25 protein-coding genes are annotated in these 24,024 nt (G+C 66.2%); 15 read left to right on the plus strand and 10 right to left on the minus strand.

What is annotated here, in order from left to right:
* Nucleotides 1-32 precede the first annotated feature (32 nt).
* Together gor and QX039_RS00790 are read left to right on the plus strand one after the other, a co-directional pair.
* Nucleotides 33-1,418 (plus strand): glutathione-disulfide reductase, encoded by a 1,386-nt coding sequence (gene gor, locus QX039_RS00785; protein WP_315772887.1) that lies wholly within the window; start codon nt 33-35, stop codon nt 1,416-1,418.
* A 145-nt stretch (nt 1,419-1,563) separates the two neighbouring features.
* Entirely contained in the window at nt 1,564-2,322 is a 759-nt protein-coding gene (locus QX039_RS00790; RefSeq protein ID WP_315772890.1) for a DUF4336 domain-containing protein, read from the plus strand.
* 199 nt (nt 2,323-2,521) lie between these two features.
* Here QX039_RS00790 and QX039_RS00795 read toward each other — a convergent pair whose 3' ends face one another.
* The 5 genes from QX039_RS00795 to QX039_RS00815 all read right to left on the minus strand — a co-directional run bounded on the left by QX039_RS00795 (nt 2,522) and on the right by QX039_RS00815 (nt 6,172).
* Nucleotides 2,522-3,157: a LysE family translocator gene (locus tag QX039_RS00795; protein WP_315739638.1), complete on the minus strand. Its 636-nt coding sequence runs from the start codon at nt 3,155-3,157 to the stop codon at nt 2,522-2,524.
* A gap of 173 nt (nt 3,158-3,330) precedes the next feature.
* The gene (locus QX039_RS00800; protein WP_315739639.1) at nt 3,331-3,552 is read right to left on the minus strand and encodes a hypothetical protein; all 222 of its coding nucleotides are present in this window, start codon (nt 3,550-3,552) and stop codon (nt 3,331-3,333) included.
* Between the two features lie 36 nt (nt 3,553-3,588).
* Nucleotides 3,589-3,999: an SRPBCC domain-containing protein gene (locus QX039_RS00805; protein WP_315772892.1), complete on the minus strand. Its 411-nt coding sequence runs from the start codon at nt 3,997-3,999 to the stop codon at nt 3,589-3,591.
* Entirely contained in the window at nt 3,996-4,319 is a 324-nt protein-coding gene (locus QX039_RS00810; RefSeq protein ID WP_315739643.1) for a metalloregulator ArsR/SmtB family transcription factor, read from the minus strand. Before QX039_RS00810 ends, QX039_RS00805 begins: the two co-directional genes overlap by 4 nt.
* A gap of 140 nt (nt 4,320-4,459) precedes the next feature.
* Nucleotides 4,460-6,172: a jacalin-like lectin gene (locus QX039_RS00815; protein WP_315770887.1), complete on the minus strand. Its 1,713-nt coding sequence runs from the start codon at nt 6,170-6,172 to the stop codon at nt 4,460-4,462.
* A gap of 194 nt (nt 6,173-6,366) precedes the next feature.
* Here QX039_RS00815 and QX039_RS00820 point away from each other — a divergent pair, with 194 nt between their 5' ends.
* Nucleotides 6,367-6,507: a hypothetical protein gene (locus QX039_RS00820; protein WP_315739645.1), complete on the plus strand. Its 141-nt coding sequence runs from the start codon at nt 6,367-6,369 to the stop codon at nt 6,505-6,507.
* A gap of 45 nt (nt 6,508-6,552) precedes the next feature.
* Here QX039_RS00820 and QX039_RS00825 read toward each other — a convergent pair whose 3' ends face one another.
* Together QX039_RS00825 and QX039_RS00830 are read right to left on the minus strand one after the other, a co-directional pair.
* The gene (locus QX039_RS00825; RefSeq protein WP_315770889.1) at nt 6,553-7,287 is read right to left on the minus strand and encodes a metallophosphoesterase family protein; all 735 of its coding nucleotides are present in this window, start codon (nt 7,285-7,287) and stop codon (nt 6,553-6,555) included.
* Nucleotides 7,288-7,993: 706 nt separating this feature from the next.
* Nucleotides 7,994-8,869 carry an alpha/beta fold hydrolase gene (locus tag QX039_RS00830; RefSeq protein ID WP_315770890.1) on the minus strand — a complete coding sequence of 292 codons (876 nt, stop codon included), beginning with the start codon at nt 8,867-8,869 and terminating at the stop codon, nt 7,994-7,996.
* Nucleotides 8,870-9,039: 170 nt separating this feature from the next.
* On the opposite strand from QX039_RS00830, the gene QX039_RS00835 reads away from it, so the two are divergent.
* Genes QX039_RS00835 through QX039_RS00845 form a run of 3 tightly spaced genes read left to right on the plus strand, consistent with a single transcriptional unit; the run spans nt 9,040 to nt 12,182 of the window.
* On the plus strand, nt 9,040-10,428 hold the full coding sequence (locus tag QX039_RS00835) for a class II 3-deoxy-7-phosphoheptulonate synthase (protein ID WP_315739648.1): 1,389 nt from the start codon (nt 9,040-9,042) through the stop codon (nt 10,426-10,428).
* Nucleotides 10,428-10,781 (plus strand): diacylglycerol kinase, encoded by a 354-nt coding sequence (locus tag QX039_RS00840; protein ID WP_315739649.1) that lies wholly within the window; start codon nt 10,428-10,430, stop codon nt 10,779-10,781. The genes QX039_RS00835 and QX039_RS00840 overlap by 1 nt, the downstream gene beginning before the upstream one ends.
* Before the next feature lie 12 nt (nt 10,782-10,793).
* Nucleotides 10,794-12,182 carry a nitrilase-related carbon-nitrogen hydrolase gene (locus tag QX039_RS00845; protein ID WP_315739650.1) on the plus strand — a complete coding sequence of 463 codons (1,389 nt, stop codon included), beginning with the start codon at nt 10,794-10,796 and terminating at the stop codon, nt 12,180-12,182.
* A 22-nt stretch (nt 12,183-12,204) separates the two neighbouring features.
* Here QX039_RS00845 and QX039_RS00850 read toward each other — a convergent pair whose 3' ends face one another.
* Together QX039_RS00850 and QX039_RS00855 are read right to left on the minus strand one after the other, a co-directional pair.
* The gene (locus QX039_RS00850; protein ID WP_315739651.1) at nt 12,205-13,359 is read right to left on the minus strand and encodes a DUF2865 domain-containing protein; all 1,155 of its coding nucleotides are present in this window, start codon (nt 13,357-13,359) and stop codon (nt 12,205-12,207) included.
* 153 nt (nt 13,360-13,512) lie between these two features.
* Nucleotides 13,513-13,821, minus strand: coding sequence for a hypothetical protein (locus QX039_RS00855; protein WP_315739652.1), 309 nt, complete (start codon nt 13,819-13,821; stop codon nt 13,513-13,515).
* Between the two features lie 29 nt (nt 13,822-13,850).
* On the opposite strand from QX039_RS00855, the gene QX039_RS00860 reads away from it, so the two are divergent.
* The 5 genes from QX039_RS00860 to QX039_RS00880 all read left to right on the plus strand — a co-directional run bounded on the left by QX039_RS00860 (nt 13,851) and on the right by QX039_RS00880 (nt 18,345).
* Nucleotides 13,851-14,138, plus strand: coding sequence for a hypothetical protein (locus QX039_RS00860; RefSeq protein WP_315739653.1), 288 nt, complete (start codon nt 13,851-13,853; stop codon nt 14,136-14,138).
* Nucleotides 14,139-14,210: 72 nt separating this feature from the next.
* A complete protein-coding gene (gene cysS, locus QX039_RS00865; protein ID WP_315739654.1) occupies nt 14,211-15,620 on the plus strand; it encodes a cysteine--tRNA ligase in 1,410 nt (469 codons plus the stop codon).
* Between the two features lie 113 nt (nt 15,621-15,733).
* Entirely contained in the window at nt 15,734-16,237 is a 504-nt protein-coding gene (locus QX039_RS00870; RefSeq protein WP_315739655.1) for a GNAT family N-acetyltransferase, read from the plus strand.
* On the plus strand, nt 16,234-17,847 hold the full coding sequence (cimA, locus tag QX039_RS00875) for a citramalate synthase (protein WP_315739656.1): 1,614 nt from the start codon (nt 16,234-16,236) through the stop codon (nt 17,845-17,847). Before QX039_RS00870 ends, cimA begins: the two co-directional genes overlap by 4 nt.
* Before the next feature lie 120 nt (nt 17,848-17,967).
* Nucleotides 17,968-18,345: a VOC family protein gene (locus tag QX039_RS00880; protein WP_315739658.1), complete on the plus strand. Its 378-nt coding sequence runs from the start codon at nt 17,968-17,970 to the stop codon at nt 18,343-18,345.
* A 3-nt stretch (nt 18,346-18,348) separates the two neighbouring features.
* Here the strand turns inward: QX039_RS00880 and QX039_RS00885 are convergent, their stop codons facing one another.
* The gene (locus QX039_RS00885) at nt 18,349-18,951 is read right to left on the minus strand and encodes a TIGR00730 family Rossman fold protein (RefSeq protein ID WP_315739659.1); all 603 of its coding nucleotides are present in this window, start codon (nt 18,949-18,951) and stop codon (nt 18,349-18,351) included.
* A gap of 242 nt (nt 18,952-19,193) precedes the next feature.
* Here QX039_RS00885 and QX039_RS00890 point away from each other — a divergent pair, with 242 nt between their 5' ends.
* The 4 genes from QX039_RS00890 (at nt 19,194) to QX039_RS00905 (ending at nt 23,799) form a co-directional block, all read left to right on the plus strand.
* The gene (locus QX039_RS00890; RefSeq protein ID WP_315739661.1) at nt 19,194-21,164 is read left to right on the plus strand and encodes an ABC transporter ATP-binding protein/permease; all 1,971 of its coding nucleotides are present in this window, start codon (nt 19,194-19,196) and stop codon (nt 21,162-21,164) included.
* A 93-nt stretch (nt 21,165-21,257) separates the two neighbouring features.
* Nucleotides 21,258-21,992, plus strand: a complete 735-nt coding sequence (locus tag QX039_RS00895; RefSeq protein WP_315739724.1) for a phosphatidylserine decarboxylase — start codon at nt 21,258-21,260, stop codon at nt 21,990-21,992.
* A gap of 86 nt (nt 21,993-22,078) precedes the next feature.
* On the plus strand, nt 22,079-22,969 hold the full coding sequence (locus tag QX039_RS00900) for a phosphatidylcholine/phosphatidylserine synthase (RefSeq protein WP_315739662.1): 891 nt from the start codon (nt 22,079-22,081) through the stop codon (nt 22,967-22,969).
* Nucleotides 22,970-23,079: 110 nt separating this feature from the next.
* Nucleotides 23,080-23,799: an RraA family protein gene (locus QX039_RS00905; RefSeq protein ID WP_315739663.1), complete on the plus strand. Its 720-nt coding sequence runs from the start codon at nt 23,080-23,082 to the stop codon at nt 23,797-23,799.
* Nucleotides 23,800-24,024: the final 225 nt, after the last annotated feature.

The raw sequence follows: 24,024 nt of genomic DNA on the forward strand, positions 1-24,024 counted from the left end.
GCTTGCGGCCGAAAGGCCAGGTCGGGGGAGAGATGGCTGAATTCGACGTCGACCTGTTCGTGATCGGTGGCGGCTCGGGGGGCGTACGCGCCGCCCGTATCGCCGCCGGCTATGGCGCCCGCGTGATGGTCGCTGAAGAATACCGCATGGGCGGCACCTGCGTGATCCGCGGCTGCGTGCCCAAGAAGCTGTTCGTGATCGGCTCGCATGTCCGCCAGGAGATCGCCGATGCCGCCGGCTTCGGCTGGACGATCCCGACCGCGACCTTCGACTGGCCGACGCTGATCAGGAACAAGGACAAGGAGGTCGCGCGGCTCGAGGCGGCCTACACCAGCAACGTCGAGAAGTCTGGCGCCAGGATCGTCAAGACCCGCGCGGTGCTCGAGGACGCCCACACCGTGCGGCTGACGACCGGCGAGACCATCCGCGCCAAGTACATTCTCATCGCGACAGGCGGCGCGCCCAACCACGGCACGCCGATTCCCGGCATCGAGCACGTCATCTCCTCCAACGAGGCGTTTCATCTCGACGAGCTGCCGCGCCGCATCGTGATCCAGGGCGGCGGCTACATCGCACTCGAATTCGCCTGCATCTTCGCCAATTTCGGCGCCGACGTGACCGTCGTCTATCGCGGCGACAACATCCTGCGCGGCTTCGACGAGGACGTTCGCCGCCACGTCCGCTCCGAGATGGAGAAGGAAGGCATCACCATCCTGACCGGCTGCACGGTGACGAGCGTCGACAAGCACGGCCAGGACTACACCACGCATCTGTCGAACGGCTCCAGCATCGCCTCCGACAAGGTGATGTTCGCGATCGGCCGCCATCCGGCCGTGGCCAATCTCGGCCTGGAGAAGGCCGGCGTCGCCATCAATCCGAGGAACGGCGGCATTGCGGTGGATGCGTTCTCGCAGAGCTCGGTGCCGAGCATCTACGCGATCGGCGACGTCACCCATCGCTTCAACCTGACGCCGGTCGCGATCCGCGAGGGCCATGCCTTCGCCGACACCGTGTTCGGCGGCAAGACCGTGCGCGTCGACCACGCGGACATTCCGACGGCCGTGTTCTGCCAGCCTGAAGTGGGCACCGTCGGTCTCACCGAGACGCAGGCGCGCGAGCTGTACGACCGCGTCGACATCTACAAGACGAACTTCCGCCCGATCAAGGCGACGATGTCCGGCCGCGACACGCGCGTGCTGATGAAGCTCGTCGTCGACGGCGCCAGCGATCGCGTGCTTGGCTGCCACATCGTCGGCGACATGGCCGCCGAAATCACCCAGGCCGTGGCGATTGCCATCAAGATGAAGGCGACCAAGGCCGATTTCGACGCCACTATCGCGTTGCATCCCTCCGCCGCCGAGGAGCTGGTGACGATGCGCACGGTGACCGAGCGCCACGTGCGGCAGGCGGCGGAGTAGGCCGCCAACTGCTTTTGAGGCTCGTGCGCGGCCGGCGTCCGTAGCGACTGCGGTGGGCCGGTGCTCATGGTCTGACGACGGTCCACACCGTGGCCGATCGGGCTTGCTGCCGTTGGAACCGTTCAGCGGTTGGAGAGCGACCAGCATGTCCCAAGATGATTGCCTTGCGACCTATCCGCCGCTGAACACCCTGAAGCCCGTTGCCGAGAACATCTGGATCGTCGACGGGCCCGTGATCCGCTTCGGCATTCCCGGGCTGAAATTTCCGTTTCCCACCCGCATGACCGTGGTGCGATGCGCCTCCGGAGATCTGTTCATCCACTCGCCCACGCCGTTGACGCCGGCGCTGCGGGCCGAGATCGAGCGGGAAGGCCGCGTCCGCGACATCATCGGTCCGAATCGCATCCACTATTGGTGGATCCCCGACTGGCAGGCGGCCTTTCCCGACGCGGCGATCTATCTGGCGCCGGGCATTCGCGCGGAGGCGAAGGGCCGCATCGAATTCGAGGGCAGGCCGCTGGATCGCAGCGGTGGCTATCCCTGGGATGATGAGATCGCGACCTTGCCCGTCGTCGGCAGCTATATGACGGAGGTCGTGTTCTTCCATCGCCCTTCGCGCACGCTGATCCTGACCGATCTGATGGAGAATTTCGAGCCGGCCAAGATCGGCGCCGGCTTGGCGCGCTACCTGAGTTGGATCGGGGGCGTCGGTCCGCCGCATGGCGGCCTGCCGCGCGATCTCCGGCTGACATTTACCTGGCGGCACCGACCCGAGTTGCGGGCCGCGGTCGAGACCATGCTGGCATGGCACCCCGAGCGGATCGTGATCGCCCATGGCGCCTGGCACCCGACTGACGGCACCGAGATCCTGCGCGAGGCATTCTGCTGGTTGCTGCGGCCTTGAACCGCCGGCTGGGCTTCATGAGACCGGCCTTCGTGATGCCGTGCTTTTCTCGTCCCGCGACGAACGTATAAGCTCGTGCGATTGAGGTTGGCGCCAGGCATCTCTCGGCCGCGGAGGAGCTGGTGACGATGCGCACGGTGACCGAGCGCCACGTGCGGCAGGCGGCGGAGTAGGTGGACGACCGCGACGCGCGGCCGGGTCAGGGGCCGGCTCGCCGGTAAAGCGCAAGGGCGCCGGCAAGGCTCAGCAGCGCGCCGCCGCAGATGCGATCGAGCCAGAGGGCACCGGAGCGCTTGAGGAAACGCATCGCTTGCGAGCCCGCGCTCGCGTAGGCGAGCATGATCAGGACATCGAGCATCGCGAAGGTGAGGGCCAGCGTGAGATATTGCGGCAGCTGCGGCGCGGACGGCACCACGAACTGCGGCAGGAATGCCGAGAAGAACAGATAGCCCTTTGGATTGGTGATCGCGACGAGGAAGCTTTTCAGAAACAGCGCGTGCGGCTGTCGTGACCCGTCCTTGCCGTCTGCGGACGCCGCAAGGTCGATCGACCCGCTGGACCGCAGCAGCATGAGCCCGAGATAGGCGAGGTAGGCCACGCCGATCCACTTCACGACCGAGAACCAGAATTCGGAAGCGGCCAGCAGCGCGCCCAGGCCGACCGCGACGGCGCCGATGAGGATGAAGTCCGAAGCCACCGCGCCGGCGATGCCGGCCCAGGCGCGGCGTACACCGACACGCGAGCCGTTGGTGAGGGCCAGCAGCACCGTCGGACCGGGGGTCGCGATCCCGATGAAGGCGACGATGGCGAAGCTGAAGAGCGTAAGAGCGTTCACGTCAGAATGGCCTCGTTGGCGGAAGACGCGCCAGTAGGGGGCGGTTCGGCCGCGAACGCAAGACGTTCCTTGGAGGCGGCCAGCGATCGTCTTCGCTGACGCACGCTCGACCTGCCGGATCGCCAAGAGGCTTGACTCCCTCCCGGAAAACGCCGCTGGGCGCGATTGCCCGTTCAGCGCTCCACCCGCGAGGCGGTCAACTTCGTCGCGACGTAGGGCAGCGCGAACAGATACAGCCCCGTGCCGAGCAGCACGATGAGCGGAATCAGCGCCAGCAGGCCGACCCACAGCGGGGCTTGCGTCTGCGTCATCGCGGCGATGTTGACGATGACGGCGACCGTGAAGGCGATCGATACCCAGCGATGGACCTGCCGGACGGTGTTGTTCCAGTTCAAGTGCTTCTCCCCTGATGACGTCGTGATGCGCACGCCTCAGCCGAGGCGCGCGACGCTCTGTTCGAGCGCATCGAAGAATTTCGGCCAGCCGTAGCGTGCGCCCTGATAGGCGCGGGTCTGGTCGGCTGCGAAGCCGGTCTGCTCCATGCGCAGATGGGTACCCGCCGGTGTCGGCGTCAGCGTCCAGGTCACGACGCTGTCGAGGCCAGCCGCCGCCCAGGTGTAGGACAACGTCTTGTGCGGCTCGATGGTCACGACCTGGCAGTCGACGACGCCCCAGTCGGCCTTCAGCTTGAAGCGATGATCGACCGCCGGCGCGAAATCATTCGTCATCAGCCACTCCGCGATCAGATGCGGCTGCGTCAGCGCGCGCCAGAGTTTTTCGGGCGGATGCGCGAATTCGCGCTCGACGACGACGGTGCGGGTTTCTGGCGCAGGTGAGCTCATTGATCCATCCTGTTGAGCAGAGTGTCGAGTTCGTCGAACCGGCTCTCCCAGAACGCAGCCATCCGGCTGGTCCAGTCGAGCAGGGGCGCCAGCGCCTTCGGCTGCGCACGGTAATGCGTCTGGCGGCCTTCGTGACGCTCCCGCACGAGGCCCGCCTGCTTGAGCAGGCCGAGATGCTTCGACACCGCCGGCTGCGACACGCCAGCCTTGGCGGTCAGCGCCCCGACGGTCTGCTCGCCGTGGCGGCACAGGCCTTCGAAGATGGCCCGCCGCGTCGGATCGGCGAGGGACCGGAACAGGAGGTCGGGGGAGCGCGCCATTCAATCCATAACTCGTTGGTTATGGATATTCCCATAACCGTTCGGTTATGGATATGTCAAGCGCAGGCTTTGTCGGGGGGAGATTGATGATGTGATCCGGACGGCGTGGCCGCCCGGATCACTGCTCCTGCTCGATGCGATCAGGGCGTCAGCGTCCACAGCTGCGATCCCACCGCCGTGGCGGCGGTGGTCAGCAGCTGGTTGCCGACCGAGGTGCCGTTCTGGCTGACGACCTCGATGGCATAGCTGCGCAGCGCGATCGTGCCGGTCGCAGCATCATAGCGGAAGCGCTGGTTGTTGTTGCCGGTGCAGGTCCAGATGATCAGTTGTGCACCATCGCCATAGGTGCCGTTGTTGTCCAGGCAGTAGTGCGGATCCTGCATGCTGCGGATCATGCCGCTGGCGTCGTCGTAGCTCCAGGTCTGGTTGGCGGCGCCGGTGCAGTACCACTGGATCACGGCCGTGCCGTCGGCCATCGCGCCGCCATTGACGTCCATGCACAGCGCGGACGTGCGGTTGACGATGCGGACCGGCTGGCGCGATGGTGGCGCGGCGCTGGAGACCGGCGCGTAGACGACGCCGAGCTTGTCGATCCCGTCACCGGACCGGCCATGGATGCCGGTGATCTGCCAGCCGCTCGGCGCGGCGTAGCTGGTGCAGGTCGCGGTGGTCGCGCCGCCCGCCAGCGTGCGGCCCGTGCTGGTGGTGAACGCAATCCGGAAGATGCGCGTATGGCCCTGGTACTGATCGCTGCACAGACCGACCGAGGTGAGATATTCGCCGCTGCCGAGCGTCAGGCTCTGCGCCGTGCCGCCGGTGCCGCCATGGCTGTAGACATAGCCGTTGGAGAGCGTCAGTTCGACCTGGTCGACCCGGCTTCCGGTGCGGATGGTCAGCTTGCTGACCGCGGGATCGGCGGGCAGCGCCGATGAATCATTGTAGCTCGTGCCATGCGGGCCGCCGAACTGATCGCTCAGCCTGCGGTTCGCGGCCGTCGAGAAGCTCCACTTCACCTCGATCGGGTGATGGTCGGAGAGCTGCGCGCCGCTCGAATCGAGCGCGTCCTGCCGGTCGACATAGGACGTGGCCTGCAGGTTAAGGACGCCGTTGTTGCGCCACAGCACCTTGTCGACGATCTCGCAGTCCGGCCGTGCGGTCTGCGAGCTGCCGCAGACCAATGCAGCGCCGATCGGAGGCACGCTGCCGCCGCGCATCGTCTCGATCCAGGCATCGCTGAAGCCGTGATGCAGGAATTCCCACATGTTCTGGCCGGCCCGCGTGTAGCGCGTGTTGGTGTCGCCCATCACCATGACGGCATTGCCGGCGGAATTCGCCTCGATGTAGCTCAGGATCTGCACCACGTCGGACTCGCTATAGGCGAGATCGGTGGAGGACGTGCCGGACTGGGCGTGCAGGTTGTAGAAGTCGAGATAGACGCCCTCGGCGAGGCGGGTGCGGACCAGGGAGAATCCCTTCGGCGTCAGCGCGTCGGAATCGGCCCGCTTGGTCCAGGTGACGCGATCGAGATCGTCGAACGCGTAGGTGCTGAGCGTGTTCATGCCGTCGCCGATTCCGGCCGTGCCCGAGGTCGGCGTGCGATACGGATGGTTGTCGCAGGTGTCATAGAGCGCGGCGTGCCAGAGAAAATCCTCCTGCACGTTGACGATGCCGAACTGGCGCAGGTAGCAGCTGATCACGCGCGAATGTGCGTCGCTGCCGCCGTTATAGGCGGTCGGCGTTTCCGCCACGTTGTAGGTCAGCGTGCTGAACGTTCCGTCGGCTGCGTGTAGCGCGCTGCCGAGCAGACTGGCGCATCCAAGCGCGATTGCGCCCGCCCATAGGCGAAGTGTCATTGGTCGAATCCCCTCGATGATGCCGGATAACGGGGCGCGCGATATCATCTGTCGCGTGTCGGCCTGATGACGGATCAATGCATGTTCTCTGCGCGGCGTGTCGGAACAGCGGGTGCAAGCTGGAGTTGCTGCGCTTCCGCACGGCCCTTTCGCCTGCGCTCTCCGATCGTCGGCGGCCATAGTGGCGGTTCGGGATGACGAGCGGAGAAAGGCCGACCAACCCCGCTTCTTCCGGCTCGCTGGGCGTCCTTGTCTTCCGTGAGATCAACGACGCGCTGTTCAGGAAGATCATCCTGAGCATTCTGCTGGCGTCAGGGCTGCTGCTGGCCGTCTGACGGGAGGGACGTCGTTGCTTGCTGAGCATTGCGGGTGATGGCCGATCACTCCACCCATCCCGTCGCGATGGCGGTGGCCCAGTCCGGCCGGCCGCCGCGTCGGGCAAGGGCGGCCATCGCTGTGCCGTCATAAGGCACGTAGCGAAACGTCAATGACCAGCATCCATCTCGGCGCTCTGCGATCGCATAGCAGGCGTCCGGCGTGCCAGTCTGCACGTGATAGCGCTTGGGCGTGGAGATCCGATAGCCCGGCAGCCCGACGCTGCCGGGATTGACGATCAGCCGGCCATCGCCGAGCCGGACGATGCGCGGAATGTGGCTGTGCCCGCACAAAATCAGCGAGGCATCGATGCCGGCGGCCCGCGCTTCGATGCTGGCAAGATTGCTTGGACGCGGTGTGTCGCCCTCCGTGATCCCTTCGAGCCAGAACGCCGCATCGTCGTCCGGGGCGGCGTGACACAGGAACACCTCATCGCGATACAGCAACGTCGCCGGCTGTGCCGCCAGCCACGCGACTTGCTCCTGCCGGAGCGCACGTACGTCCCCGCGGGACAAATCTCCGGCACGATGCCGATCGATCATATGCCGGTCCTGATCGCCCCTGACCGACGGGAAATCGCGTGCCATCAGCATCTCGGCCGTCTGTATCGGCGCGAGCGGGCCGCTGAGATGGTCGCCGAGATTGACGACGTCATCAATGCCAAGCGAAGCGATGTCGGCCAGCACGGCCGCCAGCGCGTCGCAATTTCCGTGGATGTCGGCGATGGCCGCAAACCGCATGAGAGCCTCCGTTCAGGGAACGGCGGGCAGGGCGTTGCCATGCAATGAACCGTTCGCTTTAGCTGCACTTTGAGACGCGCCCGCAAGCTGATGGTCAAATCGGCGCTTGGCACGATCAGTAGCACGCTGCGGATGAGGACGACAATCAGTGGGCCGAGGCCGGATGTCGCTACGCTCGCGGTTCTGTCGACGGCAAAAGCGGTCGTTCCGACGAAGATTCCTCTTTACGAATATCAGAAATCGTGCTCTATTGCGCGCATCCCGCCTCACTCGGAGGGGCGTTGCGCGCGATCGTCACGACACGCGGGGCGGGGAGCGATGGCTGCGAGGGAGCCGCAGCGTGTCCTGACGGATGCGCGGACGAACGGCTTGGCGCGGACGTGAAGTCGCAGCGTGCTGGCACCCCGATGCTGGTGTCCCACGCAAGGCGCGTAAGCGCGTTGCGTGCATGGTGGCCAACAAGCCCGGCGCACCAGGCAGACTGCGTATAAACGTTAAGACTGTCGCGCAGGGAATGCCGGTTGAAACGGCTTTGCCTGTGGTACCTGCCGCCTGCATTTTTTCCGCAGGCGGGCCATGGGTGAGGCCTTCACCCGGCATTCCCTGCGCCCTCCGATCTTTCAGAGGGTGAACGTCATCAGTACAGCTCGGGCAGCACCTGCCGCGGGAGCGCTCGCTCGTGAGCTATGACGAACCGTTCGCCGCGTCAGCTTTCGAGCAACCACTCCGTCGCGCTGCGCCACAGCGTGTCGCGATGCGCCGCGCGGAAGAATCCCATGTGGCCGATCGCGGACGCGCCGACGTCCTGCGGCGCGATGCTGAGCAGTTCCGGCTTGGTGCCCGTATAGCCGGCGCACAGCAGCTCGACCGCCGGCCGGGTCGCCCAGGGATCGTCGGCGAGGCACAGCGCCCGCACCGGGCTCTTGAAATTGGCGAAGTTTGCAAGGCCTGGCAGCGATGCGTCATCGAACAGATAGCGCGGGCTCATGATCCAGCGCACCCATTGCAGAAACACGCCTTTCGGCAGGTCCTCGCCGACGCCGCTCCAGCCCGGCGTATAGCCGAGCGCATGGGTCAGCGGAATGCCGAGACCGTTCAGCATCGTCACCACGCGCCAGCGCTCGCCGGGCGCCATCAGCCGCCAATAGCCGGCCTGCGAGGCGATGAAGAGGGCGCGCGACACCTCGGTGTTGTTGGCGAGCAGGCCGAGCGTCTGGCCGCCGAAGGAGTGGCCGACATAGCGCAGCGGCAGAGCACCGTAGCGCGCACGCATCCAACCGACCGCGCCGGTGATGTCGAGTGCGGCCCAGTCGGTCATCGAGGCCGCAAAGCCCTTCAGGGAGAGGGGACGGCTGCCGCCGATCCCGCGATAGTCGTAGGTCAGAACCGCGCAACCCTGCTGGGCAAGATGAGCAGCGAAGCCGCGATAGATCCGGCGCGGGATCGCCGCCCCGGAATTGATCAGCACGGCATGCGCGGGTGTACCGCGCGGCGCGAACAGGGTGCCCGCGAGTTCAAAGCCGTCGATGGCCGTAATGGTCAGATCCTCACTCGAAACGCCATTGGATCCCGTCTCGCCCACGCCTCGTCCTCCCATCACGCGCCGAGCCGCAGCAAAGTCAAATTCGGCTTGCGGTGCAAGCCCTTGTGTCTGCGCCCTAAATTCCAAGTGGCGGCGCGGAGGCAGGCTGTGTATAAGGCGCGCGCCGCAGTAGGGGATGAACGCGCGGTATTCGCAAGGGAGTTGAAGCCATGACCGAGCGCTGGAGCCCGGAGAGCTGGCGTTCCAAGCCGGTGCAGCAGGTGCCTGACTATCCCGACCAGAAGGCGCTGGCCGAGGTCGAGGCGCAGCTTGCGACCTTCCCGCCGCTGGTGTTCGCCGGCGAGGCGCGCAACCTGAAGAAAGCGCTGGCGCGGGTTTCGGCCGGCCAGGCCTTCCTGCTGCAGGGCGGCGACTGCGCCGAGAGCTTCGCCGAGCACGGCGCCAACAACATCCGCGACTTCTTCCGCGTGCTGCTGCAGATGGCCGTGGTCATGACCTATGCCGGCGCGGTGCCGGTGGTGAAGGTCGGCCGCATCGCCGGCCAGTTCGCCAAGCCGCGCTCGTCGCCGACCGAGAAGATCAATGGCGTCGAGCTGCCGAGCTATCGCGGCGACATCGTCAACGACACCGCCTTCACGCCCGAGGCGCGCATTCCCGATCCGCGCCGCCAGCTCGACGCCTACCGGCAGTCGGCGGCGACCTTGAACCTGCTTCGCGCGTTCGCCACCGGCGGCTTCGCCAATCTCGGCAGCGTGCATCAATGGATGCTCGGCTTCGTCAAGGATAGCCCGCAGTCGCGGCGCTACAAGGAGCTCGCCGACCGCATCTCCGAGGCGCTCAACTTCATGCGCGCCTGCGGCCTCGACCTCGAGAGCCATCCGGAGCTGCGTGCCACCGACTTCTACACCAGCCACGAGGCGTTGCTGCTCGGCTATGAGCAGGCCTTCACCCGCGTCGATTCCACCACTGGCGACTGGTACGCGACCTCGGGCCATTTCATCTGGATCGGCGACCGCACCCGGCAGCTCGATCACGGCCATGTCGAATATTTCCGCGGCATCAAGAACCCGATCGGCCTGAAATGCGGCCCCTCGCTGAAGCCCGACGAGCTGCTGAAGCTGATCGACATCCTCAATCCCGACAACGAGCCGGGCCGGCTGACCCTGATCAACCGCTTCGGCGCCGACAAGGTCGGCGATCATCTGCCGGGACTGATCCGCGCGGTGCAGCGGGAAGGGCGCAAGGTGGTGTGGTCGTGCGATCCGATGCACGGCAACACCATCACCTCGACCTCGGGCTACAAGACGCGGCCGTTCGACCGCATCGTTGCCGAGGTGCGTGCGTTCTTCGCGGTGCATGCCGCGGAAGGCACCCATGCCGGCGGCATCCATCTGGAGATGACCGGCAAGGACGTCACCGAGTGCATCGGCGGCGCGCGGGCGATCACCGACGAGGATCTCAACGACCGCTATCACACGGTGTGCGATCCCAGGCTCAACGCCGAGCAGTCGATCGACATGGCGTTCCTGATCGCCGAGCTGCTGAAGCAGCAGCGCGGCGGCAAGTCCGCACCGATGCCGGCCGTCGCGGGCTTCTGATGCTGCGCATCTGGCGCGCGACGCTCAACTCGCGCAACGGCCTGGCCTTCGCGCTCCGCTCCGAGCAGGCGGTGCGCGAGGAGGTGGTTGCGTTCCTGCTGGCGCTGCCGCTGGCCTATGTCGTCGGCGCGACGCCGATGCGCAGCGTCGAGCTGGTCTGCGCGGTGGTGCTGGTGCTGGTGGTCGAGCTGCTCAACACCGCGATCGAGAAGCTCGCGGACCGGCTCACCACGGAGCATGATCTGCAGATCGGCCGGGTCAAGGACCTCGGATCGGCCGCGGTCGGCGTCGCGCTGCTGATGTCCGGCAGCTTCTGGCTGTTCGCGATCGCCGAGCGGCTTGGGCTGCTTTGAATGAGTTGAGCGATGGCCGCTGACATCTTCAGGATCACGCTGGCCCAGCTCAACCCGACGGTCGGCGACATCGCCGGTAACGTCGCCAAGGCGCGCGAGGCGCGCGCGAAGGCTTCGGCCGACGGCGCCGATCTCGTGGTGCTGCCGGAGCTGTTCATTGCGGGCGATCCGCCGCAGGACCTCGTCCTGCAGCCGGCATTTCAGGCCGCGTGCCAGGCCGCGATCGAGGCTCTCGCGCGCGAGACCGCCGATGGCGGGCCGGCGGTGCTGATCGGTACGCCCTGGATCGAGGACGGCAAGCTCTACAACGCCTGCGCGCTGCTCGACGCCGGCCGTATCGCCGCGACGCGCTTCAAGGCCAACCTGCCCGATGGTGATCAGAAGCGCCTGTTCACGCGCGGCCCGGCTGCCGGCCCGCTCAGCGTGCGGGGCGTTCGCATCGGCGTCGCGATCGGCGACGACATCTCGCTCGAAGAATCCTCGAACTACGAAAACGTCATCGAGACGCTGGCAGAAACCGGGGCCGAGCTCATCGTCGTGCCGAGCCGCTCATGCTACCTGCGCGGCGGCGGCGACCGGCGCCTGTCGGCCGCCGTGGCCCGCGTCACCGAAAGCGATCTGCCGCTCGTCTGGCTCAATCAGGCCGGCGGACAGGATGGCGAGGTGTGCGACGGAGCGTCCTTCGCGCTGAACGCCGATCTCTCGGTGGCGGCACAGCTCCCCGGTTTCGTCGCTGAAATCACGACCTTGGCATGGAGCAGGGGCGACGATGGCTGGCAGTGCCGGGGACCGGTCACCACGCTGATCGAGGGCGACGAGGCGGACTACGCGGCCCGCGTGCTCGGCCTGGGCGACCATGTCGAGAAGCACGGCTTCACCGGCATCGTGCTCGGCCTGACCGGAGGCATCGAATCCGCGCTGTCATTGGCGATGGCCGTCGATGCGCTGGGAGCTGCGAGGGTTCGCGGCGTGGTGCTGTCCGGGCCCGACATGCCGCAGGAGGCGCGGGCTATTGCAATCGCGGCGCGGCTCGGCGTCACCGCCGAGGTGTTGCCGATCACGGCGGCAGTGGCCGGCTTCGAAACGGTTCTGCCCGGTCCGCTGGCGGGCGGGGCCCGTCACGATCTCCTGGCGCGCGTGCGCGGCACGCTGCTGCTGGCGTTGGCGAGTCTTTCTGGTGCGCTTGCCGTCGCTACAGGCGAGGAGTCGGATCGGAATAGCTGTGAGATCGGTGACGCGATCGGCGGTGTCGCTCCATTCGACGACATGTCCCAGGCCGAGATCGTTCGTCTCGCAGCGCTGCGCAATCGTTGGAAGCCTGCGAACGCGCTGGGACCGTCGGGCGAAGTCATCTCGCCCGATCTCGCTGGCCGCGCGTTCTCAGATGCGTTCGAAGGATGACCCGATGACCCGGCGATCTCGCTCAGCGCGCCGGGATGAAGGTCGGTCCGACCGTGCGGATCTGCTTGTCGCCACCGGCGCCCGTGGTGTCCGCGGTCGCGGGCGCTGCGGCCTCGGCCGGCGCGGCACCCTTCCGGGCGGCGTTCGCAGGCGGCTTACCGGTCTGGCGCTGCTGCATCCGCTTGGCGCTCTCCTCGGTGACGATGATGTCGCCCTGCTGCTCGGCCGCGGCCTTGTCATCGATCGATTTCAGCGCGTCGGCCCAGGTCTGTCCCGCGGCCTTGCAGGAACAGCTCGGATTGAACTCGGTGCGATACTTGAAGGCGTTCGGCAGCGCGGTGTAGGGCTGGCCGTTGACCGAGACCGCCTGGTTCATGTCCTCGCCGGGATTGCGATAGGTGAACAGCGTCGCATCGGCGGCGGGGCATTGCGCCTTGCAGGCGCGCTCGTCGTCGGCGAAGCGGCCGGGAACGGTGGCGAACGAGATCGGGAAATAGGCGCCGTCGCAGCTACGTACGCACACGGTCCGGTAGGTGCCCTGCGGCGCCGCGAGATCGGCGCTCGGCGGGGGCAGCGATGCGGCCGGATTGCTGTCGGCGCCGCCGCCGAACAGGCTGGTCAGGAAGTTGCCGCCGCCGCCGCGATTGGCGTTGGCATATTGCTGGTACTGCGGGCCGCAATTGTTCTGGCCGAGCGCTGCCAGCACCGAGCGGCGCTGATTGTCGCGCTCACCACCAAACCCGCCGCCGCGCAGCCGCTCCAGGCTGTTGGTGATCTGGTCGAGATTGGTTCGCATCTGCTGGATCTGGTTGTTGACCGGAGCGCATTCCGCGGAACGGCCATTGAACAGCGAGAAGAAGCCGGTGCTGTCGCAGCCCATGCGCTTGGCCTGCATGCTGACGCGGTCGAGCTCGCCTTGCTGCTTGGCGGCCGCGTCCTGATAACGCCGGATCTGGTCCTCACGCGCGGGATCGCCGCCACCGCCGCGATCGATCGAGGCGAGCTGCGCTTCCAGACGCGGGCAGATCGGATTGACGCCGGCCTGCGGCCCGGGCTGGCCCGGCGGCATCTGCGCATAGGACTCGGAGCTGGATTGCGCCAGGGCGTGCGAGCCGGTCAGGGTCAATCCGAGCAGCGCAGAGACGGCCAACAGGCGCGGAGACAAGGATGCGATCAAGATGCGGTATTCCGGTCCATGGGTGCAGCCGCGGGACTAGCACAGAATTCGGAAAAATCGCGGCAGCGGCGGGCTTCCCATAGCCGCTTTGTCGGGCATCGTCACGTCGTTTCCGGGGCGCCGGGGTGGCGGGAACAGCCGTTCCCTGCCGTCTCAGCGCTGGCAGGTGATCGCGACGAAGTCGCTGCAGCCGCCGTGGGCACAGTTTGCGCCAGCTTTCGGCACCGATCCGGTGATTTCATCGGGGTCGACGCGGCGATAGGAGGAGGCCTGTGCAAAATCCCGTGATTGGCAGTACGACCGCGCGGCCGAGGCGCCGCATCGGTCGCCCTTGGCGAGGCACTGGTCGACGCCGTAGCCGTCGGCTTCGTTGGCGATGATGAAGATGCGGCTCTCCGCCGTGGCGGTGGTCGCGGCGGCGAGGAGAACACAGCAGGCGAGCAGCGCCGAGGAGATTCGCATGGTGCACCGGTGGGTGTAGGAGACAACTCATGGTTAGGCCCAAAAGGTTAAAAATGATTAACCATGAGGCGGGGCGCGAGCATTTGGGCAGTGAAAACGGCCGTTTTGCGGCTCTTGACGGAGACAGCCTGCTGCAGCATGGTGAGTTTCATGAACGGTTTCCTCGCCATCTGCTGCATTTGCCGCGAGATTACGCGCTAGCGATTCGCTGGCTGAGGCCGTCTTTTCTCAACAGAGATGATCAGGACGCCCGGCCGGCAGGTCGGGAGCGTGATTCGTGCCGTGGCGGCCCGCTCGCGGGCGGTCGTTCGGCGTAGGACACCCGTTGCGCCTCGTCATGGACTGTCGGTCCGGCGGGGCGGTGAGCACAGGGCATTCGGGGACGGACCATGGACTTGCGTTTGTACGACACCGCGTCGCGGGAGAAGCGCTCCTTCGTGCCGCTCGATCCCAACAATGTCCGCATGTATGTCTGCGGACCGACGGTCTACGACTTCGCCCATATCGGCAATGCGCGCCCGGTCATCGTCTTCGACGTGCTGTTCCGGCTGCTGCGGCATCTCTATGGCAAGGATCACGTCACCTACGTCCGCAACATCACGGACGTCGATGACAAGATCAACGCCCGCGCCGCGCGCGACTTTCCCGGACTGCCGCTGAACGAGGCGATCCGGAAGGTCACGGAGGTGACGGCCAATCAGTTCCACAGCGACGCGGCTGCGCTCGGCAGCCTGCCGCCGACCTTCGAGCCGCGCGCCACCGATTTCGTGCTGCCGCGCCCTGATGGCAAGGCGGATATGGTGACGCTAATCCAGCAGCTGATTGCGCGCCGCCATGCCTACGAGGCGGGCGGAGAGGTGCTGTTCGATACCCGGTCGATGCCGGATTATGGCGCGCTGTCGGGCCGCAAGCTCGACGAGCAACTCGCCGGCGCGCGCGTCGCGGTCGATGCGCACAAGAAGAGCCCGGCGGACTTCGTGCTGTGGAAGCAGTCCTCGGAGGACGAGCCGGGCTGGGACAGCCCGTGGGGCCGCGGACGGCCGGGCTGGCACATCGAGTGCTCGGCGATGAGCGCAGCCTATCTCGGCGAGGTCTTCGACATCCATGGCGGCGGGCTCGACCTGATCTTCCCGCATCATGAGAACGAGATCGCGCAGTCGCGTTGCGCGCATGGCACGTCCGTGATGGCGAACTACTGGCTGCACAATGAGTTCGTCCAGGTCGAGGGCGCGAAGATGTCGAAGAGCCTCGGCAACTTCGTCACCATCCGAGACCTGCTGGCGGACTGGCCCGGAGAGGTGTTGCGCCTCAACATGCTCAAGATGCATTATCGCTCGCCGGCGGATTGGACGGTCAAGGGCCTGGAGGAGAGTGCCAAGACGCTCGACGACTGGTATCGCGTCGCGGCCGATGCGCCGGGCGAGCAGCCGGAGCCTCAGATCATCGCCGCCCTCGTCGACGACCTCAACACGCCGCTGATGATCGCAGAGCTGCACGCGTTGCGGAGCCGTGCGGCGTCCGGCGGCGAGATGGATCGCGCTGCCTTTGCAGGCTCGCTTCGTTTTGCGGGCTTCCTGTCAGAAACCGTCGCGCAATGGGAGGCGCGAAAGCAGCAGGCCAAAGGCGTCGACGCCGCCAAGGTCGAAAGCCTGATCGCCGAGCGCACCGCGGCTCGCGCGCGCAAGGACTTCAAGGAGTCCGATCGCCTCCGCGACGAGCTCGCCGCGATCGGCGTGGTGGTGAAGGATGGCAAGGGTGCCGACGGCAAGCCGGTCACGACCTGGGAGATCGCGCGATGAGCAAGCCCGACACGCCGTTTCCGCGGCACTGGCTGTACTACATCCTGCTCAAGCTGGTTCTGATCGCGGGCGCAGTGGCGCTGGTCACGAAACTCTACGGGATGTGGTGACGCATGGGACAGGCTCTTCCGAGGCCCGCGCTGCGGCCGTTTCTTCCCGCTGATGCGCCGGTTCTGGCCGCGATCTTCGTCGCCAGCATCCAGGAGCTGACCGGTGACGATTACAGCGAGGTGCAGCAGGAGGCCTGGGCTTCCGCTGCGGACGATGAGACGGGCTTCGGCAAGAGGTTGGCGTCCGAGCTCACCTTGATTGCGACCCTGCAGGGCTCGCCGGTCGGCTTCGCCGCGCTGAAGGGAAACGATCACATCGACATGCTCTACGTCCATCCGAACGCGGCGGGGCAGGGCGTCGGGGCCCTGCTATGCGACGCGCTGGAAAAGCTGGCGGGCGCGCGCGGCACGACCGGTCTGTCGGTCGACGCCAGCGACACGGCGGTCGAATTCTTCCGCAAGCGCGGCTACGTCGCGCAGCAGCGCAATAGCGTCTCCATCAATGGCGAGTGGCTCGCCAACACCACGATGAAGAAGACGCTCGGCTCCGGGGGAGCACAGGCATGAGCACGGCAGGCACAAGCAGGGAACGACTTTATCTGTTCGACACCACCCTGCGCGATGGCGCGCAGACCAACGGTGTCGATTTCACGCTGGCCGACAAGCAGGCGATCGCGCGCTTGCTCGACGATCTCGGCATCGACTATGTCGAGGGCGGCTATCCCGGCGCCAATCCGCTCGACACGGAGTTCTTCGCCGCCAAGCCCAAGCTCGGCCACGCCCGCTTCACCGCCTTCGGGATGACGCGCCGGGCGGGACGCTCGGTGTCCAACGATCCGGGCGTAGCGGCGTTGCTGGAGGCCAAGGCAGACGCGATCTGCTTCGTCGCGAAGTCATCCGCCTATCAGGTGCGCGTCGCGCTGGAGACTACCAACGAAGAGAATCTCGCCTCGATCCGCGACAGCGTGACGGCTGCAAAGGCTGCGGGGCGCGAGGTGATGCTCGACTGCGAGCATTTCTTCGACGGCTACAAGGAGAATGCGGAGTTCGCGCTGGCCTGCGCACGCGCGGCACATGAGGCCGGCGCGCGCTGGGTCGTGTTGTGCGACACCAATGGCGGCACCATGCCGCACGAGATCGAGGCGATCGTCGGCGAGGTCGTCAAGCACGTGCCGGGCGATCACCTCGGCATCCACGCCCACAACGACACCGAACAGGCGGTGGCGAATTCGCTTGCCGCGGTGCGTGCCGGCGTGCGCCAGATCCAGGGCACGCTGAACGGGCTCGGCGAGCGCTGCGGCAACGCCAATCTGTGCTCGCTGATCCCGACCTTGAAGCTGAAGACGGAGTTCTCGGATCGCTTCGAGATTGGCGTCTCCGACCGGCAGCTCGCCGGGCTGATGAAGGTCTCGCGGACGCTCGACGACATGCTGAACCGCGCGCCGAACCGCCACGCGCCCTATGTGGGCGAGAGCGCCTTCGTGACCAAGACCGGCATTCATGCCTCGGCCGTGCTCAAGGATCCACAAACCTATGAGCACATTCTGCCCGAGAGCGTCGGCAATCGTCGCAAGGTGCTGGTATCGGACCAGGCGGGCCGTTCCAACGTGATCGCGGCGCTGGAGCGTGGTGGCATTCCCTTCACCAAGAGCGATCCGAAGCTGACGCGGCTGGTCGAGGAGCTGAAGGAGCGCGAGGCCGCGGGCTATGCCTACGAGTCCGCCAACGCGTCGTTCGAGCTGCTGGCGCGGCGCACGCTGGGCTCGGTGCCCGAGTACTTCCGGGTCGAGCAGTTCGACGTCAATGTCGAGCAGCGCTACAACGCGCTCGGCGAGCGAGTCACGGTGGCGCTGGCCGTGGTCAAGGTCGACGTCGCCGGCGAGCGGCTGATCTCGGCGGCCGAGGGCAACGGTCCGGTCAATGCGCTCGACGTCGCGCTGCGCAAGGATCTCGGCAAGTACCAGGGCTATATCGATGGTCTGAAGCTGATCGACTATCGCGTCCGCATCCTCAATGGCGGCACCGAGGCGGTCACGCGCGTGCTGATCGAGAGCGAGGACGAAAAGGGCGAGCGCTGGACCACGGTCGGCGTGTCGCCGAACATCATCGATGCCTCGTTCCAGGCGCTGATGGATTCGGTATTCTACAAGCTGGTGAAGTCAGGCGCGCCGGGGTGAGATGGTGTATCCGTCATTGCGAGCGAAGCGAAGCAATCCAGAGTCTTTCCGCGGATCGAGTCTGGATTGCTTCGTCGCTCTGCTCCTCGCAATGACGGAGGAGAGGGCAGGAGGTAACGCATGATCGACCACGTCTCCGTCGGCGTCAGCGATCTCGCCCGCAGCGCCCGCTTCTATGAGCTCGCGCTGGCGCCGCTCGGGATGACGCGCCTGGTCGCGCGCCCGGCGACCATCGGCTTCGGCAAGGCCTATCCGGAGTTCTGGATCAATCTGCGCCCCGCGATGGCGCGGGTATCGTCCGACACCGGCTCGCATCTGTGCTTCCGTGCCAGGAGCACCGCCGAGGTCGATGCATTCCATGCGGCGGCGCTGGAGGCGGGCGGTGTTTCAGACGGCCTGCCTGGGCTACGGCCGCATGATCGCGTGCGCTACTACGCCGCCTTCGTGCTCGATCCCGACGGCAACCGGATCGAAGCCGTCACATTTCCCGCGGAGTAGGGATCAGAGCCGCTTGGCGATCTCCGGTGCCATTTCGGTCTCTTCCCTGGCGATGCCGGCGGCAGCCGCGCGCAGGCGCGGCAGGATGTCCTCGACGCGCTCGGCCTTCAAGAGCTCGATCGAGAAGCCGGGGCGGATGAACTCGGTCTCGCGCATATGGGCGAGCAGCGAGAACAGCGGCTCCCAGAAGCCGTCGATGTTGGCCATCAGCACCGGCTTGGCGTGGCGTCCGAGCTGTTTCCAGGTTAACTGCTCGACCAGCTCCTCGAGCGTGCCGATGCCGCCGGGCAGCGCCACGAACGCATCGGAATGCTCGAACATCAGCCGCTTGCGTTCATGCATGTCGGGCGTGACGATGAGATCCTTCAGCGGCATCATGACTTCCTTCTTCACAAGGAAGTCCGGAATGATGCCGGTGACGTCGCCGCCATGGTCGAGCACCGCCTTGGCAACCGCGCCCATCATGCCGATGGAGCCGCCGCCATAGACGAGCCTGACGCCGTTCTCGGCGAGCGCCTTGCCGAGCGCTTTCGCTGATTCGATGAAGCTGGGATTGGTCCCGGGGCCGGAGCCGCAATAGACACAGACGGTGCGGATTTCAGTCATTGGACGGATGTGACACTGCAGTTGAAAGGCGTCAAGACGAGGGCGGAGGGCGTGGATTCGCGGGCTTTCACGGAATGATGCGGACTGGATGGATCCATTTGCCTGGGAATGGAGTATGCAAATACTGCGCCGCGGCAACGGAATCCGCCGACGCACGGGTGCATCCGGCGCCCGGACACTCTATATGACCAGCAACGCCGGCATCACAACATGCCGAGACACTCGCTGTTCCAGAACGTTAGATGCCGCCCGATTCCTCCTCCGAACCAGCCGCCAGCCAGCCATCGTCCCTCGAGCAGGGAACGCTGGCCGGCACGCTGCGCCATTTGTGGCCCTTCATCTGGCCGAGCGATCGCGCCGACCTGAAGATGCGCGTGCTATGGTCGGTGGTGCTGCTGATTGTGGCGAAGGTCGCGACGCTGGTCCTGCCCTTCACCTTCAAATGGGCGACCGACGCGCTGACCGGCGCCAACACCGCGCCGATTGCGCCCGCCAACTGGGCGTTCTGGCTGGTGGCCTCGCCGCTCGTCATGACGGCAAGCTACGGCGGGATGCGCGTCCTGATGGCGGTGCTGACGCAGTGGCGAGATGGTATTTTTGCCCGCGTCGCCATGCATGCGGTGCGCAAGCTCGCGACCATCACCTTCGTCCACATGCACGAATTGTCGCTGCGCTTTCACCTGGAGCGCAAGACCGGCGGCCTGACCCGCGTGCTCGAGCGCGGCCGCAACGCGATCGAGACCATCGTGCGCATGGTGATCCTGCAGCTGATCCCGACCATCGTCGAGGTCTCGCTGCTGACGGCGGTGCTGCTCTGGCAGTTCGACTGGCGCTACGTGCTGGTCACGCTCACCATGGTCGCAGCCTATCTCTACTACACCTACATTGCGACCGAGTGGCGCATCGAGATCCGGCGCCGCATGAACGACTCGGACACCGACGCCAACACCAAGGCGATCGACTCGCTCTTGAACTATGAGACGGTGAAATATTTCGGCGCCGAGGCGCGCGAGGCCGAGCGCTATGACCGTTCCATGGAGCGCTACGAGCGCGCCAGCGTGAAGACCTATACCTCGCTCGCGGTGCTCAACGCCGGGCAGGCCGTGATCTTCACGATCGGGCTGACGGTGGCGATGCTGATGTGCGCCCAGGGCGTGCGCCAGGGCCGCAACACGGTCGGCGACTTCGTCATGATCAACAGCATGATGATCCAGCTCTACCAGCCGCTGAACTTCATGGGCATGGTCTACCGCGAGATCAAGCAGGCGATCATCGACATCGAGAAGATGTTCGGCGTGCTCACGCGCGATGCCGAGGTGAACGATTCACCCGGGGCGACGCCTTTGGTGGTAACCTCCGGCCATGTCCGCTTCGAGGACGTCCGCTTCGCCTATGAGCCGGAGCGGCCGATCCTGCAGGGCTTGAGCTTCGAGGTGCCGGCCGGCAAGACGGTCGCGATCGTGGGTCCGTCAGGTGCCGGCAAGTCGACCATCTCGCGGCTGCTGTTTCGCCTCTACGACGTCTCCGGCGGCCGCATCCTGATCGATGGGCAGGACATCCGTGACGTCACCCAGGTGTCGCTGCGCGCCCAGATCGGCATGGTGCCGCAGGACACCGTGCTGTTCAACGACACCATCCGCTACAACATCCGCTACGGACGCTGGGATGCCGACGACGCCGCCGTCGAGGAGGCGGCCCGCCTCGCGCAGATCGACGGTCTGATCCGGATGGCGCCGAAGGGGTACGAGACGCAGGTGGGCGAGCGCGGCCTCAAGCTCTCCGGTGGGGAGAAGCAGCGCGTTGCGATTGCCCGCACCATCCTGAAGGGGCCGCCGATCCTCGTGCTGGACGAGGCGACCTCGGCGCTGGACAGCCATACCGAGCACGAGATCCAGGAGGCGCTCGATAGCGTGTCGCGCAATCGCACCTCGCTCGTGATCGCGCACCGGCTTTCGACCATCGTGGCGGCCGACGAGATCATCGTGCTCGACCGGGGGCGAATTGCCGAGCGCGGCACCCATGCCGAGCTGCTGGGCAAAGGCGGGCTGTATGCCGGCATGTGGAACCGGCAGCGCGAGGCCGAGGAGGCGCGCGAAAAATTGGCGCAAATCGGCGACGATGCGGCGGCGCCGAACCGCAATCCGCCGGATCGGAGCGAGCCGGACGCGGTCGGGCCCGATCGGACCGGCCAGGTGGCGAGTGCCGCCGAATGATGCCGCGGACCGCCCTGATCTGAACTCAAGAATGCATTAAGGATTCATTTTGACCTTCGCCGGCCATCGACCTAGTCAAGGCGGCGGTCCGCTCTGAGGTCAGAGCGACAACACTCAACGAAGCAGGCCATGTCGATCAGCAATTCCATCCGCGCTCAGATCCCGCCGATCCACCCGGAAGGTTATCCCTTCATCGGGGGATTTGCCCTCGTCAGCCTGATCCTGTTCTGGATATTCACCCCGCTCGGCTGGATCGGCACGCTGCTCACCGTCTGGTGCGCGCTGTTCTTCCGCGACCCGATCCGGGTCACGCCGCAGCGGGAAGGGCTGGTGGTGGCGCCGGCCGACGGGCGCATCTCCATGATCACGCGCGCCCTGCCGCCGGCCGAGCTCGGCCTCGGCGACCGGCCGCTGCTGCGGGTCTCGATCTTCATGAGCGTGTTCAACGTGCATGTGAACCGCAGCCCGGTGGCCGGCCGGATCGAGAAGATCTCCTACCGTCCGGGGGCCTTCATCAACGCCGAGCTCGACAAGGCGAGCGAGGACAACGAGCGCAACTCGCTCGCGATCTCGACGCCGCATGGCCGCATCGGCGTGGTCCAGATCGCCGGCCTCGTGGCGCGCCGGATCGTGTCGTTCGTGCGCGAGGGGCAGACCATCGGGGCTGGCGAGCGCTTCGGCCTGATCCGCTTCGGCTCGCGGCTCGACGTCTATCTGCCTGACGGCACGGAAGTTCTGGTCTCGGAGGGGCAGACGGCCATTGCCGGCGAGACGATCCTGGCCGATTTCGACGTGCCCGTGCCCGGCCTGACCTTCCGGAGCCAGTGAACCGTCGTCGGCCGATGATGACTCATTAAAGGTCCTTGAGGCACCTTCCGACACAAGGTTCCGACCAACCCACACGTGGTGTGATCATGAGCTTCGATCCGAACTCTCCCGAACTGCGCCGGCGCCGTTTCCGCCCGATCCCGGTGCGGCTGCTGGTGCCGAACATGATTACCTTGTTGGCGATCTGCGCCGGCCTGACCGCAATCCGGCTGTCGACCGAGGGGCGGATGGAGCTCGCCGTCGGCGCCATTGTCTTCGCTGCCTTCCTGGACGGCATCGACGGCCGCATCGCCCGCATGATCAAGGGCCAGTCGAAGTTCGGCGCCGAACTCGACAGCCTGGCCGATTTCGTCAATTTCGGCGTGGCGCCCGGTCTGATCCTGTATTTCTGGCAGCTCCATGAGCTGCGCGACGGCGGCTGGATCGCCGCCATGATGTACGCCATCAGCGGCGGCCTGCGGCTGGCGCGCTTCAATGCCAGCATTGACGATCCCAATAAGCCGCCCTTCGCCGCCAATTTCTTCACCGGCGTGCCGGCCCCGCTTGGCGCCATCACGGTGCTGCTGCCGGTCTATCTGGCGTTCCTGGATCTGCCGAGGCCGCCGGCGCTGGTGACGGCTTTCTACACGCTGCTGATCGCCTTCCTGATGGTGTCGCGGCTGCCGGTGTTCTCCGGCAAGACCACGCGGATGCGCGTCTCGCCCGAACTCGTACTGCCAGTGTTCGCCTCGGTGGTGTTCTTCGTGGCGCTGCTGGTGGTCTATCCCTGGCACATCCTGTCGGCAGGATCGATCCTCTACATCCTGAGCCTTCCGTTCGGCTGGCGGCTGTATCGGCAGCAGGCGGCGCGGCACTCCGCGGTCCTTGGTGCCGCGGCTGCAGCGCCGCACGCCTCGTCTTCATCCGCGACGGCTTTTGCGCCGACCGGCGCGCCAGCGGCGGAGCAGGGGCAGCGGCCGCCGGAACGGCTGCACTGAGCGCAGGGCCCCAAGACCCAGCGCGCGCTTTGCCGGCTTCGGCGCCTCAGTTATACCGGATGGCCAAGGACGGCCGCGAATGCCGTCCGCATCATCCGGAGAAAACGCCCGTGACAAGCACTGCCGCCGCGCCCCTCGCTGCTTCCGTTCTCGAGGCGCTCGCGCGCTACGATACGCCGACCATCTGCAACGCGATGGAGATCGTGGCGCCCGAACGCCGCCTGGTCGGCTACACGACCAAGCCGCTGGTGTGTCCGTTCCCCGATCTGCCGCCCATGGTCGGCTACGCGCGAACGGCGACGATCCGGTCCGTCGTCAAATCGGGTCTGCCGGCGGACGAGCAGGCGAGGCGGCGCACAGACTACTACGAATATGTCGGCACCGGTCATGGTCCCCGCATCGTCGTGATCCAGGACATCGATGGTCCCGACATCGGCTACGGCGCGTTCTGGGGCGAGGTGCAGAGCAATGTCCACAAGGCGCTCGGCTGCCTCGGCGTGATCACGGATGGATCGATCCGCGACATTCCGCAATGGGCTGCCGGCTTCCAGGCTCTGGCGGGCTCGATCGGTCCGTCGCATGCGTGGGTGCATGCCGAGAGCTTCGGCGGCGAGGTCCGCGTCGCCGGGATGACCGTGCGCTCGGACGATCTGATCCACTCCGATCGCCATGGTGCGATCGTCATCCCGGCCGACATCGCGGCGAAGCTTCCCGAGGCGGCCGAGCTGTGCGCTCGCCGCGAAACGCCGATCCTGGAGATCGCGCGGTCAGCGGATTTCTCGCTCGAGAAGCTCAAGGCCGCCTTGAAGCGGTCGGCGGAGATTCATTGAGCTTCGCTTCGCTCCGGTCCCAATCAGCGAGAGCCGTACCGCTCGGCGGTGCGGCCCCGTTCGGGCCCTGCGCAGGGCCGCTCGCCGAACTGCGACGCTGCAACCGCATCCGGATGACTACGGGGTGACGGCCGAGCTTCCGCCGAAAGTATCGAACGTGGTGGCGAATGACCCGCAAACAGGCCGGGATTCGCCGAAGGTTAAGCGGCCGTCGCTCGTTGAGAA

The organism is Bradyrhizobium sp. SZCCHNR1043 (genome assembly GCF_032489675.1).
Taxonomy (GTDB): domain Bacteria; phylum Pseudomonadota; class Alphaproteobacteria; order Rhizobiales; family Xanthobacteraceae; genus Bradyrhizobium.

Bases quoted from the DNA above. Each gene is read 5' to 3' on its own strand.
- gor (WP_315772887.1), top strand. From the start codon at position 33: ATGGCTGAATTCGACGTCGACCTGTTCGTGATCGGTGGCGGCTCGGGG.
- QX039_RS00790 (WP_315772890.1), top strand. From the start codon at position 1,564: ATGTCCCAAGATGATTGCCTTGCGACCTATCCGCCGCTGAACACCCTG.
- QX039_RS00805 (WP_315772892.1), bottom strand. From the start codon at position 3,999: ATGAGCTCACCTGCGCCAGAAACCCGCACCGTCGTCGTCGAGCGCGAA.
- QX039_RS00810 (WP_315739643.1), bottom strand. From the start codon at position 4,319: ATGGCGCGCTCCCCCGACCTCCTGTTCCGGTCCCTCGCCGATCCGACG.
- QX039_RS00815 (WP_315770887.1), bottom strand. From the start codon at position 6,172: ATGACACTTCGCCTATGGGCGGGCGCAATCGCGCTTGGATGCGCCAGT.
- QX039_RS00820 (WP_315739645.1), top strand. From the start codon at position 6,367: ATGACGAGCGGAGAAAGGCCGACCAACCCCGCTTCTTCCGGCTCGCTG.
- QX039_RS00825 (WP_315770889.1), bottom strand. From the start codon at position 7,287: ATGCGGTTTGCGGCCATCGCCGACATCCACGGAAATTGCGACGCGCTG.
- QX039_RS00835 (WP_315739648.1), top strand. From the start codon at position 9,040: ATGACCGAGCGCTGGAGCCCGGAGAGCTGGCGTTCCAAGCCGGTGCAG.
- QX039_RS00840 (WP_315739649.1), top strand. From the start codon at position 10,428: ATGCTGCGCATCTGGCGCGCGACGCTCAACTCGCGCAACGGCCTGGCC.
- QX039_RS00845 (WP_315739650.1), top strand. From the start codon at position 10,794: ATGGCCGCTGACATCTTCAGGATCACGCTGGCCCAGCTCAACCCGACG.
- QX039_RS00855 (WP_315739652.1), bottom strand. From the start codon at position 13,821: ATGCGAATCTCCTCGGCGCTGCTCGCCTGCTGTGTTCTCCTCGCCGCC.
- QX039_RS00860 (WP_315739653.1), top strand. From the start codon at position 13,851: ATGGTTAGGCCCAAAAGGTTAAAAATGATTAACCATGAGGCGGGGCGC.
- cysS (WP_315739654.1), top strand. From the start codon at position 14,211: ATGGACTTGCGTTTGTACGACACCGCGTCGCGGGAGAAGCGCTCCTTC.
- QX039_RS00870 (WP_315739655.1), top strand. From the start codon at position 15,734: ATGGGACAGGCTCTTCCGAGGCCCGCGCTGCGGCCGTTTCTTCCCGCT.
- cimA (WP_315739656.1), top strand. From the start codon at position 16,234: ATGAGCACGGCAGGCACAAGCAGGGAACGACTTTATCTGTTCGACACC.
- QX039_RS00880 (WP_315739658.1), top strand. From the start codon at position 17,968: ATGATCGACCACGTCTCCGTCGGCGTCAGCGATCTCGCCCGCAGCGCC.
- QX039_RS00885 (WP_315739659.1), bottom strand. From the start codon at position 18,951: ATGACTGAAATCCGCACCGTCTGTGTCTATTGCGGCTCCGGCCCCGGG.
- QX039_RS00890 (WP_315739661.1), top strand. From the start codon at position 19,194: ATGCCGCCCGATTCCTCCTCCGAACCAGCCGCCAGCCAGCCATCGTCC.
- QX039_RS00900 (WP_315739662.1), top strand. From the start codon at position 22,079: ATGAGCTTCGATCCGAACTCTCCCGAACTGCGCCGGCGCCGTTTCCGC.